A 14,794-nucleotide genomic window follows, 5' to 3' on the forward strand; every position below is an offset into this window, starting at 1 on the left:
ACTTTGTCCTCGTAGCCCCAAAGCGGCTCCCGCAATAGTTCGCCCTACCAATATATCGGTACTCACGCCATACACGGCGCCTACGTCAAGACCTACATACACTTCACTATCTAAAGACGGTATATGGCTACTGAGTTCCTGCTGTATATACCAGCCCTGTTCCCCGGATAGGGTATATTCCCCATCAAAGCCACGCACCGTATAGCGATTGCCTATACTGATTTGATCCACTCCATATAGCCGTTTATGCCCTGCTGTCCATTGTCCATGAAAATTGGCTTTATAGGAGGCCGGTCGATGGCCTAATGTTAACGGCTTGGTATACTCTACATCCAGTAACCATTGGTGATACCGTGTGCTCGGTATATTTTTGCCCACTATCTCATCCTGAGCCCCTAACCAGCCCACACCCATCTTCTGTCCTACACGCATATATACCGTCGCATTCCCTATGTACTTTCGCTGCGATAGCCCTAATTCTAATGCCGTTGTATCCATCGCTTGTACGGGAATCTCCATATCATTAATATACACATGAGACGTTCGCTTATGAAGGGTCACATCATAGGCGTCTTTCGTATGCTGTGACCGATGATATACATGATCCCAGGTAACGCGGGCCGTATGCACACGGCTACGACTGATAAAACTATAGGGATGACTCATGACCTGTTGATGGTAATTATAGGCGCCATAATACATAGAAAACGTATCCCACCCTCTAGCAATTGAATAGCTGATACTTTGATTGCGTGTACCTCCTTCATACCCCATGCGATTCCCATCAAGACCAATATTACCACGCACAATATCGTTGGCATTAAACGGCTGATCCAATACGACCGATGCATTAACTTGCGAACGTCCCGTATTCCGTAAACCGGAATTATCTACAGAGAGAATACCATGACCCCGGGCACCGGCTTTCGTGACTGTTAGTTCTACATCCGTTATTCCTACGGTATCTCCGGGTAAGAGCTTCATCGTCACATCCTGTGACCTCACCCGCTTCATCTGTTCCCAGCCTTGTTCTAAACGCCGTACATTGAGAACATCTCCTTCTCGAATCGGAAAAGCCGATTGCCATGACGGCGTCAAACTCCCCTCACTATATATGACCCGTCCTAACCGCCCCGGTATCAATGCTAACCGTAAAGTGCCGGACTCAATATTTTGTTCCGGAATCCGCACTTGAGACGTAATAAACCCTCGATTAATAAGCGCCTCATTGATTGATTTTACCAGTGTTTCAATCTGTCCTACATTCATTGATTGTTGTTCCGCTTGGCGCACCAGTGACACTAAAAAACTAAATTCATGTGCTAATACATCCGTATCCTTACCACTATCTAATTCAATATGGGTAATAAAAAAGAAGGTCCGCCTTCGTCTACTGCCTGTTCTTCTGCCATAGACGTAGGGATACCTTCTATCTCTACTCGTTCAGTCCGGTTTCGCTCGTCACGTGCCTCGGCACGTTGTCTCGCCATATTCAATTGCTCTTGTTGTACTGTTTGCGGCATAACCGAATCGACTGCACTAACTTCGGAAACTAACCCCCATACAGGCGCACTGATTGCCATCAATACAGCTAATTTAATACAGGCCTGTTTCATACTAACACTCCTTAACTCATTTAAGAATATACACTCACCCAAAAGGTTCTTATTTATTTCATCATTTATTAAGATGATTATATAGGAAGGAAATCAATTTGTAAATATGCAATAACAAAATAAAAAAGTCTATTGTAAAATACATATGATATTGTCATAGAATAAACATATCCTCTTTGTAGAGCCTTTTTGCGAATGCAAAACTAGCCTACGGATTGGTTTTACTTTTTTCATCTTCTCCCCCTCTTTAGAAACGAAGCGACGCACTCTTTAACAGAGAAAAACTATCTCAAAGAGTAAAGTTGCAACCGTAGTTTATACTAGCGTTATAAAGTCAAAAAAATTCTCCCCAATCGTAGGGTCTTTTTGCGAATGCAAAACCAAGCCTACGATTGGGAGAAATTTTTTTACTTTTGAGGTAGTTTTAACAGCTTATATTTGAAATAGTTTTCGCCTATAGAGTGGGATCTTCGTTTCTATTTAAGATCCCCGTGCATGATAGTGCGAAACAAATTCAATGCCACGGCCACCGGCTTTCCTTCATCCAAAGCAGTCGTAGCCTGACCGATAGCACGGCGGAATGTTTCATACGTTTCTTCTGTACCAGATTTTTCTACCGCATCGATATCCATGTCCATGATGTATTTAAATAAGGCATGGATTTCATCGTTGCCCATCCCCTGCTCCTGCGCTACGGCAGTCTGTCTTTTAGCCCAATAATAACGGGCTTTTTCAGCCGGATCCGTTGGAACCGGATGTTTTGCATGTGTACAGCTCATAGTATTTCCTCAATTCTTTTTAAATTAATAACATCACAATATCTGAATTTAAATCTTATACTTTAGATTTATTATTTCGCATCCTTAATAACATTCAAGAAACTGGTGCCTACATCGCCCTTAAGGCCGAAATTATCAAGTATGGTCTGCCCTACATCGGCAAAGGTATCGCGGTCGCCCAAAGCTACCGGTTTATTTAAACCTTGCCAATATCCTAATAAAGGTACCAATTCGCGAGTATGGTCGGTCCCCTGCCAAGTAGGATCATTACCGTGGTCCGCGGTGATTAGTAACAAATCATCTTCAGTGAGAAGATCCATGAATCCTCCAAGCTGATAGTCAAAATCTTCCAACGCGCGTTTGTAGCCGGGTACATTGCGGCGATGGCCGTACATGCTGTCAAATTCAACCAGATTAATCATCATGAGGCCTTCTTTAAAGGTACCGCCCAAAAGACGAGCCGCTTCATTCATACCATGGCTGTTTGACTTGGTCGGATAGGATTCACTGATGCCCACACGGGCATAAATATCGCCGATTTTGCCGACGCCGATAGTCTGCAGATTATGCTGCTGTAAGATTTCCCAATATAAAGTTTTTTCAGGCATACGACTGTAATCATGACGATTGGCAGTCCGCTTGAAATGGCCTAATTCACCCACAAAAGGCCTTGCAATGATACGACCTACATAATAATCGCCGATACATACCTTTTCACGGGTAATCTTGCAAATACGATACAGCTCTTCAAGAGGAATTACATCTTCATGAGCGGCAATCTGAAAAACGGAATCGGCCGATGTATAGACAATCGGTTTGCCCGTTTTCATATGCTCTTCGCCGAGGCGTTCTATAATTTCCGTACCGGACGCCACTTCATTACCTAAATAGCCATAGCCCGTTTCACGGGTAAAGGCATCCATCACTTCTTTCGGGAAGCCTTCATAAAACGTCGGAAACGGCACATCCACCGGATGACCAAGGAGTTCCCAATGGCCGCTCGTCGTATCCTTACCGCGACTGATTTCGTGAAAGCGTCCGAAAAGGCCGGTTACCGGTTCGTCATCGGCTTTAATATCTGCAATATCGGCCAATCCTAAGCGTTTTAAATTAGGACAACGTAAGGTTCCGCCGACCGATTCAATATGGCCCACTGTATTGGCCCCTTCGTCGCCAAAGGCAGCGGCATCTGTCGCATGACCGATACCCACGCTATCCATAACCAATAATATAACTCGTTTAAACATAATACGCCTCTATTCTTTTCTTAAGTTAACTTAAGATGCTGTTTATTTTATGTATGGCATAGCCAAAGCTAATGCCGCTAATGTTTTAGCGTCTTTAATTTCTTCCTTACGAATCGCTTCCATCAATTCGTCGAACGTGTAATATTCGAGTTCTACATATTCATCATCATCCCAATTAGTTTCACCCTTGCTGAGGCCTTTAGCCACATAGAGATGAATCACTTCATTACAAAAACCGGGACTTGTGGCAATAGCGCCCAAAGAAATCCATTCGGAAGCCTTATAACCCGTTTCCTCTTCCAATTCACGTTTGGCACAATGTAACGGGTCTTCCGCGCCGTCCAGTTTGCCCGCCGGGATTTCCAGTAAACCGCGATCCAACGCATAACGGAATTGGCGTTCCATAACGATACGGCCTTGATCGTCAATCACAACGATGGCACTGGCACCGGGATGATGAACCACTTCACGCCACGCTTCCTTGCCGTTTACATCGGCTACGTCAAAGGTAACTTTAATCAAACGACCGTCAAATTTCATTTCCGATGATATCTGTTTTTCTCTGTGCAAGCTCATAGGTATCTCCTCTTTGCTGATTTCACTAATTCTAAAATACGATTACCGGCGACTCTAACGCCCAACGCGCTCTGCCGGCTAAACAGTTTATATTGAAATATATTCTCTATTTATTGTATCACACAAAATCCAAAGGTAAAGCGATGAAAAGTTTATGCCCATCTATTAACTAATTTCTATGGCTGAACTCAAAAAAATATAACAAAAAACTCCATGGCAACCACACTCAGCAAGCTGAGCGCAGCGTCATGGAGTATCTTATTTATTAATTGTTACCGGTACTGCCGATACCGCCTTTACGAATGCCGGTGGCATCGTCATCGGTAGCGATTAAATATTTAGAGAAAATGCCCTGGGCCACGCGTTCGCCTTTTTCAAGCTGAACTTCTTCTTTGCCCATATTAATAAGGGCAATCAGAATATGACCTTCATTTTCTTCATTATTATAATAATCACTGTCAATGATGCCGGTACTATTCACGAGCATAAGGTGCCGTTTAATAGCCATGCTGGAACGAATATGAATCGCCAAATATTCATCGTAATTCATAAACGCTTTGAGGCCTGTAGCCACCAACTTCATTTCGCCGGGCGCAATTGTTACGGCTTCCGCACATTCAATATCGTAGCCCGCGCTTTCCGTTGTTTTCCGTCTTGGTAAAGCTATATCTTTATCTTCAAACTGTGATACAACTTCAAATCCACGTATATCCATCTAACGACTCCTCTTTCAAGTGATAGTTATTTTAAGCAATCTTTGCGGGACAAGTTGATACGGCCCTGTTTATCAATTTCGATAACTTTAACCATAATTTCGTCGCCCACATTGACAACATCTTCAACATTTTCAACACGTTCTTTAGCTAATTTGGAAATATGTACCAAACCTTCTTTGCCCGGTAATACTTCAACAAAGGCACCAAAGTTCATGAGACGGGTTACTTTACCGAGGTACACTTCACCCACTTCAACTTCTTTCGTCAAGTTGGTAATAATTTCAATCGCTTTATTGGCAGCCGCTTCTTCAACGGCAGCGATGAAGATAGTACCGTCATCTTCAATATCGATTTTAGCACCGGTTTCTTCGATAATACCGCGAATTACTTTACCGCCTTGACCGATTACGTCACGAATCTTGTCAGGGTCGATGTTCATGGTAATAATGCGCGGAGCCCATGGGGACATATTATCGCGTGGTGCATCGATAACAGCAAGCATTTTACCCATAATGTGCATACGGCCTTTATGAGCCTGTTCCAACGCTTCTTTTAAGATTTCACGGGATAAACCGGAAATTTTAATATCCATCTGAATAGCGGTAACGCCTTTCGCCGTACCGGCTACTTTGAAGTCCATATCGCCCAAAGCATCTTCCATGCCTTGAATATCCGTTAAAATCGTGTAATGTTCACCCTGAGTTACAAGACCCATAGCGATACCGGCTACCGGTGCTTTAATAGGCACACCGGCGTCCATCAAGGACAAGGTGCTGCCGCACACGCTGGCCATGGAGCTGGAACCGTTGGATTCCAATACTTCGGATACAAGTCGCATAGCGTATGGGAATTCTTCCTCGCTAGGAAGAACAGCCAATAAAGCACGTTCCGCCAAGGCACCGTGACCGATTTCACGACGTCCCGGACCGCGGGAGGAACGAGCTTCCCCTACGGAATAGGATGGGAAATTGTAGTGGTGAATATAACGTTTTTCCGTTTCAATACCGATACCGTCGATAGTCTGTTTTTCAGACAATGGAGCTAACGTACAGATATTAAGAACCTGAGTTTGACCACGAGTGAATAGACCGGATCCGTGAGTACGTGGCAATACACCTACACGTACGCTGATTGGACGTACTTCATCCAACTGACGGCCGTCCGGACGGATTTTTTCAACCGTAATCATATGACGAACGATTTCTTTCGTCATTTTTTCAAGCGCCATATTTACGTCATCCATGTTTTCAGGATAAATTTCTTCAAAATGAGCGCGTGTATCGGCGTATACTTCATCCTGCTGCGCATCGCGTTGTTGTTTATCGGCACAACGTACGGCTTTGTCGAGGGCATCATGAGCGTATTCTTTAACGGCTGCTAAAACATCTTCGTCCAAAGCATGCGTTGGCAATACGCGTTTTTCTTTGCCTGCCACGGCTACCATTTCTTCTTGGAAAGAAACGATGCGTTTAATTTCTTCATGAGCCGCCATGATAGCGTCTAAAAGTACATCTTCCGCTACTTCCTGAGCACCGCCTTCTACCATCAAGATAGCATCTTTTGTGCCCGCTACGACTACATTTAAATCAGTAGCTTCAAGTTGTGCTACGGTTGGGTTAATTACAAAAGAACCGTTTACACGGCCGATACGAACACCGGCGATAGGACCTGCCCAAGGAATATCGGACAAGGCCAAGGCTGCGGACGCACCAATCATACCGCAAATTTCAGGAGCATTATCCTGATCTACGGACAATACGGTAGCGCATACATGCACTTCATTACGGCAACCTTTGTCGAATAATGGGCGAATCGGACGGTCAATCAAACGGCTGTGCAAAATAGCTGTTTCCGGCGGACGACCTTCACGTTTAACGAAGCCCCCCGGAATGCGGCCTACCGCATACACTTTTTCTTCATAATCTACAGTCAATGGGAAGAAGTCAATGTCCTTGGCTTCTTTGGATGCCGTAGCCGTTACCAATACGACCGTATCACCATAACGTACTAAGGCTGCACCGCCTGCTTGTTTTGCCAATTCCCCTGTTTCAATAGTTAGGGTACGACCGGCAAGATCCATTTGGAATTGTTCCATTCCGATTCCTCCTCTGAGTTACTCTTCTACAATTTTTACATTCTCTATTATTGTAAATGATTATCTCATAAAATAAAAGTGTTTTATTAGTTATTATATAAAAAAAGCGGCCAAGGCCGCTTTTTAAGTTACGCAAACTAACGCGTGAAACGCAATTATTTACGTAAGTTTAATTTTTCAAGAATTGCACGGTAACGTTCAATGTCTTTACGACGAAGGTAGTCAAGCATGTTACGGCGTTGACCAACCAATTTCAAAAGACCACGACGGGAGTGATGATCCTTTTTGTGTTCTTTCAAATGTTCAGTAAGGTATACAATGCGGTTAGTCAAAATCGCGATTTGTACTTCCGGAGATCCGGTGTCGCCTTCATGAACAGCAAATTCTTTGATGATAGCTTGTTTAGCTTCTGTAGTTAACATTATTATGTCCTCCTGTACTACGAATAAAATCTCGACAAGCCAAAGTAAACGTTGGAGATTCGAATACTTCGCTTGCGTTAACAGTGCGTATAGCACCTTAATGAGTATACTATATGCCCCTATAATTGTAAAGAGGGATTTTACAAAATCCCTCTTTACATACGTCGTTATAAGTACAACGATATTCATTTTATGTAAATACCATATAATGGCATCCACTGTTCATTAAGATTGAACTTTAGGTTCCCAACATCATGCGGTCACTAATAGTATCGCCGGCCACTTCAAAGCGTTCCAATAAGTCTTGAACCGTTAATTTCTTCTTCTCTTCGCCGCGCACGTCAAAGATAATACGTCCGTTATTCATCATAATGAGACGATTGCCGAAACGTAAGGCATCACGCATGTTATGCGTAATCATAAGGGTGGTCAGATTATGCTCTTTAACGAGCTTATCCGTCAACGTTAATACGTTTTCAGCCGTCTTAGGATCGAGTGCCGCCGTATGTTCATCGAGCAATAACAACTCAGGACGAAGCATGGTAGCCATTAACAATGTAATGGACTGGCGTTGACCGCCACTCAATAAGCCCATACGAGCCGTCAAGCGGTCTTCGAGACCAAGGCCTAAGAGGGATAAACGTTCACGGAACAATTCCCGTTCTTTCGGTACGAACGCCCATTTAAGGCCCATCCGTTTGCCGCGACGTAAGGCGAGAAGAAGATTTTCTTCAATTTGCATGTTCCCCGCCGTGCCAAGCATAGGATCCTGGAATACACGGCCGATGAACGCAGCTCGTTTGTATTCCGGCATTTTCGTAATATCCGTATCATTAATATGAATGGAGCCGGAATCAATGGGAAATACTCCGGCAATGGAATTCAACAAGGTACTCTTACCGGCCCCGTTACCGCCGATAACGGTAGCAAAGTCACCGGACTCCAAGCGTAAATCAACGCCATGAAGAGCCACTTTTTCATTGACTGTACCTTTAAAGAATGTTTTGACAATCTGTTTAACTTCTAACATAGGTAGCCCTCCTTAGCGACTCTGCCATTTCGCCTTCAATGTCGGCAATGACAAGGCGATGGCAACCAATACGGCCGTAAATAATTTCAAATCATTTGGCTGCATACCTAAGTATAATACAATGGCAATAACGATACGGTACACAACGGAACCGAGCACTACGGCCGTTAAACTTTTCACAAAGGAACGAGTACCGAAAAGAACTTCCCCGATAATAACCGAAGCCAAACCGATAACGATGGTGCCTACGCCCATGCCTACGTCGGCATAACCGTTCCCCTGTGCTACGAGGGCACCGGCTACGGCTACAAACGCATTAGATAAAAGCAAGCCCAATACAATCATCGTATCCGTATTAACACCTTGGGCACGAATCATTTGCGGATTCACGCCGGTGGCACGAATGGCGGCCCCGATTTCCGTTCCGAAGAACCAGAATAAGAATAGACCGGATAAAAAAGCTACCAATAAGCCTACGATGGCCAAAGCCCAGGTAGCGGAAATATTCATGGCTTCCAAATAGGTATATACCGTATCCATGTGCAATAAGGACACATTTGCTTTCCCCATGACATGAAGATTCACCGAGTATAATGCAATCATGGTGAGAATCCCGGCTAACAAAGCGGGAATCTTCAGTTTAGTGTGCACCAAACCGGTAACCACACCGGCGAGCATACCGCCCACGGCGGCCGCTAAAATCGATACAATCGGATTCACGCCGGCCACAACGAGTGTAACTGAAATAGCTGCGCCTAAAGGGAAGCTCCCTTCAACGGTTAAATCAGCAATATCCAATACGCGGAACGTAATAAATACGCCGATAGCCAACAGTGACCATAACAGGCCCTGGCCTAATGTAGAAATAATCAGGTTTTCCATGTTTCCTCCATCAATAAAAAGAAAAAGGCCGAAGCCCTTTTCTTTTATGTATTAGGTTAATTATTACCCTTTATTTGAAAATCGGGCTATTCCCTATTTTTCTTCAGGATATTTATTTACCGGCTTCTTGCAAAACGTCGGCCGGAATCGTAATGCCTAAACGATTAGCTACATCTTGGTTAATAACCAATTTGAATTCTTTTTGACTTTCAACCGGCATATCTTCGATTTTAGCTTCACCGGATAGGATTTTAGCACCCATTACACCGGTTTGGAAGCCCAATTGATAGTAATCAACGGAGTAAGTAGCTAAACCGCCCACTTTTACAACATTGTCTTCACCCGGGAAAATCGGAATTCTAGCGGCATCGGTAATTTTAACCAAGTTAGGCATTGCCGATACAACTACATTATCGGTAGGTACATAAATAGCTTCAACACCCTGTGTTACCAAGTTTTGTGCTACCTGCTGAATATCGTTCACATTTTGAACCGTCATTTCCACAACTTCAAGGCCTTTTTCCCGCGCATGTTTCTTCATGCGTTCTGCCTGTAATTGGGAATTCACTTCGCTGGCACTGTAAATAATGCCGACTTTCTTAGCATTCGGTAAAATACGAGTGATTAAGTCCACCTGTTTTTCTACCGGATTCATATCCGTCGTACCACTCACATTAGTGCCCGGTTTTTCATCACTTTTTACTAATTTAGCTTGCACATAATCGGTAATAGCTGTACCCAAGATTGGAATATCTTTGGTTGCGTTTGCCATAGCTTGAGCAGCCGGCGTTGCAATAGCCAACACCAAATCATCTCTATCTGCCACAAAACGCTGGGCAATACTGTTCAAATTCGACTGGTCCGCCTGAGCGTTCTGCTGATCGATTTTTACATTATCTTTAAACCCTTTAGACGCCAAGCCGTCAACAAAACCTTTGTTGGCCGCATCAAGCGCCGGATGTTCAACGAGTTGAACGACCCCTACTTTGTACGTTTTGTTCGCACCGCTACCATTGCTACTGTCACTACCACAGCCGGCGAGTAAACCTACAGCCATCAAAGCTGCCGCCGCTGCCACTACTACACGTTTCTTCCACATAATAAAATGCTCCCTTCTACCATACTACACATATCCATCTACACGGGATATTGCAACCATTATAGCCTGTTTCTTTGCCTATTTCAATAGGAAAATGAAAGAAAATTCATCAAAGAGGCCTATAAATGACGCCCACAGGATTATCAACTACTTCAAATAGCCCTTCCGTTTAAGTGCCGCTTCCCATTCTGCTTCTTTAAAACCTACCAGCACTTCATCATCAAGTATTAATAACGGACGTTTTACGAGCATGCCGTTCGTAGCAAGTAAAGCCAATTTTTCTTCATCACTCATAGCCGGCAATTTGTCTTTAATATTTTCACTACGATAAACCTGACCGGACGTGTTGAAAAAAGCCTTAACGTCTTTACCGCTCTTCGGTTGCCAAAGACCAAGTTCTTCAGCTGTCGGATTTTCTTCCTTAATATTGCGGTCATCAAAACTGATATTATGACTTTCCAAATATTTTTTTGCTTTTTTACAAGTTGTGCAAGTCGGATATTGTACCAATAACATTAGTTTTCGTCCTCCTTCGCCAGCTGTTCGAGCATTTCATGAGTCAAACTGTTGGCCGCCAAAATATAGTCTTCCAATTTACCGCGGCTGATGGCCACTTTCATAACCGGAATTTCAAACGGATCAAGCAAAACTTGCATGAGGATTTCGCCCGTTTTATAATAGCCTACTACGCCTTGGCCTTCCGTCGGATCAAGGGTTTCACGCTTAACAGTCTGACAATACTTAGCCATTACCGCTTCGGCAGCAGTGGCACATTCTTCACGGACTTTCAAATATTGTTGCGCCTTGTCTTCTTCAATGTCAAAAATATCAATGCGCACCGTCGGTTTACTTGTCTTACCTTGACTGATATTACCCATTATAGATTTCCTTCCACGCCGTCAGCTTTTAAAAAGGCTACATAACATTTCTTAGCTTCATATACATCCGCTTTGCTCGTTACTTCCCAAGGTGCATGCATGCTGAGCACAGCCACGCCGCAGTCGATAACGTTCATACCGTAAAGTGCCATGATGTACGCAATGGTACCGCCGCCACCAAGATCTACTTTACCGAGTTCAGCCGTTTGGAAGTTAACATTGTTATCATCCATAATACGGCGGATAAAGCCCATATATTCTGCATTGGCATCATTGGAGCCGGATTTACCGCGGGCACCGGTGAATTTGTTAAATACCACACCTTTACCGAGAAAAGCGGCGTTTTTAGCTTCAAAGGAGGATGCATACAATGGATCGAAACCGGCACTTACGTCGGAAGACAACATGCGGCTGCGTTCCAAGCTGCGACGCACAGCCAACGGCGACTTATTACCGGCCATGGCCAATAATTCAGCTACCACATTTTCAAACCAACGGGATTGCATGCCCGTAGCACCGACAGAACCGATTTCTTCTTTATCTACCAATAAAGTACAGGTGGTGCGTTTTACTTTATCTACTTCCAACATAGCCGCTAACGATGTGTAAGCACAAACGCGGTCGTCCTGGCCGTAAGCCAAAATCATGCTACGGTCAAAGCCCATTTCACGAGCGCGACCGGCCGGTACGATTTCAAGTTCGGCGGATAATAAATCTTCTTCGGTAAAGCCGTATTCTTTTTCAAAAATATCATTCAAGAACTTGGTTACGCCGTCTTTAAGTTCCCCTTTAACAGGTTGGCTGCCGATGAGTAAATCAAGGTTTTCCCCTTCAATTACTTTGGCCGCTTTTTTCTCCATCTGTTCCTGACCCAAATGAGGCAATAAGTCGGTTACGCAGAATACCGGATCCGTATCTTTCTCACCGATGGAAAGGGTTACTTTAGTGCCGTCTTTTTTCACAACAACGCCATGTAAAGCAAGGGGCATAGCCACCCACTGGTACTTTTTGATACCGCCGTAATAGTGCGTATCAAAAAAGGCCAAGTTCTTATCTTCATAGAACGGATTCTGTTTAACGTCAAGACGCGGCGAATCGATATGCGCGCCTAAGATATTGAAACCTTGTTCCAAAGAGTCGGTACCGATGTTGAATAAAGCAATGATTTTATTCATGTGTACGGCGTATACTTTGTCGCCCGGTTTAATCGGTTGCCCCGCATTCTGGAATTCTTTTAAATTTTTATAGCCAACGGCTTCCGCTTTAGCAATTGTCTGTTCAATACATTCCCGTTCTGTTTTACCGTTATCTAAAAAATCACGATACTCTTTACATAAAGCTTCCATAGCCTGTGTGTCGGCTTCGGTATATTCATGCCAAGCATATTTTCGTTCCATATTATCATCCTTCCTAAGTGAAATTAGGAATCGGCCTGTAGCGGCCGATTCTGCTGTATATATTATACATCAATTGAAAAATTTCTACATCTCAATTGTAAGTCATTTTCATTTAATTTTTATCCGGATTATTAATAAACTGCTGCTTTGCGTCTTCTTCCGCCTGTTTCGCCGCCATGCGAGCCAAATAAGCTTCCTCTTTTTGACGATTTAACTCAGCCCGTTCTTCATATAAATTTTGAAGTTCCGGTGGTGCCGCCGTCAATGTCTTAGTCACATAATAGCTAAGTTCTCGATTGCGCTTCATATATTTACCGATACGCCAATGGACACCGAATAAGCCGTGATGAGGACAACGGCCGATGCTCAAGAATTTATCGCCGCTTAAGCGTTGAATTTTATTGGTTGTCAACAAGGACTGACATTCCGGACAATGAGCGCGGCGCACTTTATTATCGTGCAGCACTTTGCGTTTATCGCTGAAGTTTTCATAAATAAAGAAACTGATAGGTTCCGGAAAATAAGCCTGTGAATAGGTGTTTTTTGAAATTTGTTCGTACTGAGCAATCCCCTGGTCTAGCGCAATCGCTTTACAAATATAGCCTGTGAAAATGGAGTCATTCAAGGCATCATGAGCATTCAACTCATCCTGTTTTATATCAAGCTCTTCCATGGCTTTGCTTAAAGCTACCTGCTGAGTATTGCCATGTTGCAAATAAGCAAAAATAAGCTGCGCATCATACCAGGTATGTTTAATTGTGCCGGGCAGGCCGAATAACTTGAGGTTTTCACGAAGCATCACAATATCATCGGACCCCCAGGTCAAAAGCACGGCATCGTCACCACACCAGTGTTCAAAATCCTTGTAAGCCTGCACGAAAGAAACACCCATGGCCAAATCAGCGGCCGATATATGGGTCAACTTCTCCACATGTTTATGCATGCGCGTTAAATACTGTGGTTTTACAAAAGTATTGAAGGTATCAACCAACTCTAAGTTTTCATCAAGCTTAATAGCGCCGATTTGAATAATTTCCCCCGATACGGGTAAACCGGTGCGCTTCATAAAGCTAATGTCATTGGCAAAGGGCTGATTCCATTCCAAATCAAATATTATATAGGTCATCAGGGTTCCTCGCTTCCCGGTTCGACAAGAAGCGATTGAGCCGCCGCAATAACGGCTTCGGTAGATATAACAGATACGCCTTTGTAATTGCCTTCCTTAATGATCTGTTTCATGCTTTTGCCTACTTCATACTCTTCCATTGATTCCAAGACTACGCAGTTCTGAGTGTATGGGCCGTAAAATTTAGGATTAGACGGACCATATAAGGCTACGAGCGGCACATGCTGGCTCACCGCCACATGCATCGGTCCGGAATCATTGGTTATAAATAAACTGCAACGATGAATGGCGGCCGCCAATTCACCTAAACTGAATTTGCCCGTCGCCACAATCGGCGTATGTTTCATGTGTGCTACTACATCGGCCACCATGTCTTCATCCATAGGCCCACCGAAAAATACAATCTTATAGCCGTGGTCGGCAAAATAATCAGCCACCGCCGCAAATCGTTCTTTCGGCCAACGTTTTTCGGGAACGGCACTGCCTACATTAAAGCCGATAACCGTATCCACATCACTGACGCCATGGGATTCATAAAACTCAGTTACCTTTGTCTCCCATTCGGGACAGGTATATATTTCAAGGCCTTTATTGGACGTATCCTTTACGCCCAACTGTTCCAACACATTAATGTACATATCCGCAGCATGACGTGTTTTACGATCAAGGCGCGTATACTTCGTCATAAACGGACGGAACAGAAAATGGCTCATGCCCACCGTAATTTTGCCGTGTAAAGCCCATGCAAAAAAGCTGGTTCGTTCGTTGGGATGAATATTGATTACCACATCCGGACGACCTTCTTTTTCGCGTAATTCATGAGCTATCCGTCTTAGAGCACTAATGCTGTTGTCGCGGCCTTTTTTATCAATCGTTACTATACTGTCTATATTCGGATTATATTGCATAACCTCTTTTAATTTTTCATCCA

General features: G+C 43.8%; 16 protein-coding genes. All 16 read right to left on the bottom strand.

Translation table 11 applies throughout. From position 1 onward, the window contains the following. A partial coding sequence (locus tag E7204_RS09515; protein WP_366483675.1) for a ShlB/FhaC/HecB family hemolysin secretion/activation protein occupies positions 1 to 1,368 on the bottom strand: 1,368 nt, incomplete at its 3' end. Next, complete coding sequence (locus E7204_RS09520) at positions 1,350 to 1,616, bottom strand: hypothetical protein (RefSeq protein WP_295184071.1); 267 nt, start codon at positions 1,614 to 1,616, stop codon at positions 1,350 to 1,352. The genes E7204_RS09515 and E7204_RS09520, both read right to left, overlap by 19 nt. A 476-nt stretch (positions 1,617 to 2,092) precedes the next feature. Continuing rightward, the gene (locus tag E7204_RS09525) at positions 2,093 to 2,395 is read right to left on the bottom strand and encodes a hypothetical protein (RefSeq protein WP_295184076.1); all 303 of its coding nucleotides are present in this window, start codon (positions 2,393 to 2,395) and stop codon (positions 2,093 to 2,095) included. 71 nt (positions 2,396 to 2,466) lie between these two features. Continuing rightward, entirely contained in the window at positions 2,467 to 3,642 is a 1,176-nt protein-coding gene (locus tag E7204_RS09530) for a phosphopentomutase (RefSeq protein ID WP_295184079.1), read from the bottom strand. A gap of 42 nt (positions 3,643 to 3,684) precedes the next feature. Beyond that, the gene (locus tag E7204_RS09535) at positions 3,685 to 4,218 is read right to left on the bottom strand and encodes an NUDIX hydrolase (RefSeq protein WP_021840217.1); all 534 of its coding nucleotides are present in this window, start codon (positions 4,216 to 4,218) and stop codon (positions 3,685 to 3,687) included. Positions 4,219 to 4,483: 265 nt separating this feature from the next. Beyond that, a complete protein-coding gene (dut, locus tag E7204_RS09540) occupies positions 4,484 to 4,933 on the bottom strand; it encodes a dUTP diphosphatase (protein WP_021842439.1) in 450 nt (149 codons plus the stop codon). A gap of 26 nt (positions 4,934 to 4,959) precedes the next feature. After that, positions 4,960 to 7,029 (bottom strand): polyribonucleotide nucleotidyltransferase, encoded by a 2,070-nt coding sequence (locus tag E7204_RS09545; protein ID WP_295184085.1) that lies wholly within the window; start codon positions 7,027 to 7,029, stop codon positions 4,960 to 4,962. 155 nt (positions 7,030 to 7,184) lie between these two features. Next, positions 7,185 to 7,451 (bottom strand): 30S ribosomal protein S15, encoded by a 267-nt coding sequence (rpsO, locus tag E7204_RS09550; RefSeq protein WP_006556895.1) that lies wholly within the window; start codon positions 7,449 to 7,451, stop codon positions 7,185 to 7,187. Positions 7,452 to 7,689: 238 nt separating this feature from the next. Next, a complete protein-coding gene (locus tag E7204_RS09555) occupies positions 7,690 to 8,481 on the bottom strand; it encodes an ABC transporter ATP-binding protein (RefSeq protein WP_021842437.1) in 792 nt (263 codons plus the stop codon). A 12-nt stretch (positions 8,482 to 8,493) separates the two neighbouring features. Next, positions 8,494 to 9,363 carry an ABC transporter permease gene (locus E7204_RS09560; protein ID WP_295184088.1) on the bottom strand — a complete coding sequence of 290 codons (870 nt, stop codon included), beginning with the start codon at positions 9,361 to 9,363 and terminating at the stop codon, positions 8,494 to 8,496. 112 nt (positions 9,364 to 9,475) lie between these two features. Further along, positions 9,476 to 10,465, bottom strand: coding sequence for an ABC transporter substrate-binding protein (locus E7204_RS09565; RefSeq protein WP_295184109.1), 990 nt, complete (start codon positions 10,463 to 10,465; stop codon positions 9,476 to 9,478). A 144-nt stretch (positions 10,466 to 10,609) separates the two neighbouring features. Continuing rightward, positions 10,610 to 10,978 carry an arsenate reductase family protein gene (locus E7204_RS09570; RefSeq protein WP_006556899.1) on the bottom strand — a complete coding sequence of 123 codons (369 nt, stop codon included), beginning with the start codon at positions 10,976 to 10,978 and terminating at the stop codon, positions 10,610 to 10,612. Next, the gene (locus E7204_RS09575; protein WP_295184093.1) at positions 10,978 to 11,340 is read right to left on the bottom strand and encodes a hypothetical protein; all 363 of its coding nucleotides are present in this window, start codon (positions 11,338 to 11,340) and stop codon (positions 10,978 to 10,980) included. Before E7204_RS09575 ends, E7204_RS09570 begins: the two co-directional genes overlap by 1 nt. After that, positions 11,340 to 12,737, bottom strand: a complete 1,398-nt coding sequence (locus E7204_RS09580) for an aminopeptidase (protein WP_295184095.1) — start codon at positions 12,735 to 12,737, stop codon at positions 11,340 to 11,342. Before E7204_RS09580 ends, E7204_RS09575 begins: the two co-directional genes overlap by 1 nt. Before the next feature lie 112 nt (positions 12,738 to 12,849). Continuing rightward, a complete protein-coding gene (locus tag E7204_RS09585) occupies positions 12,850 to 13,863 on the bottom strand; it encodes a 3'-5' exonuclease (RefSeq protein WP_295184098.1) in 1,014 nt (337 codons plus the stop codon). Next, positions 13,863 to 14,794 (bottom strand): glycosyltransferase family 9 protein (locus E7204_RS09590; RefSeq protein ID WP_295184101.1); only part of this gene is annotated, 932 nt, incomplete at its 5' end. The genes E7204_RS09585 and E7204_RS09590, both read right to left, overlap by 1 nt.

This window comes from Veillonella sp., from assembly GCF_015058545.1.
Lineage (GTDB): Bacteria > Bacillota > Negativicutes > Veillonellales > Veillonellaceae > Veillonella_A.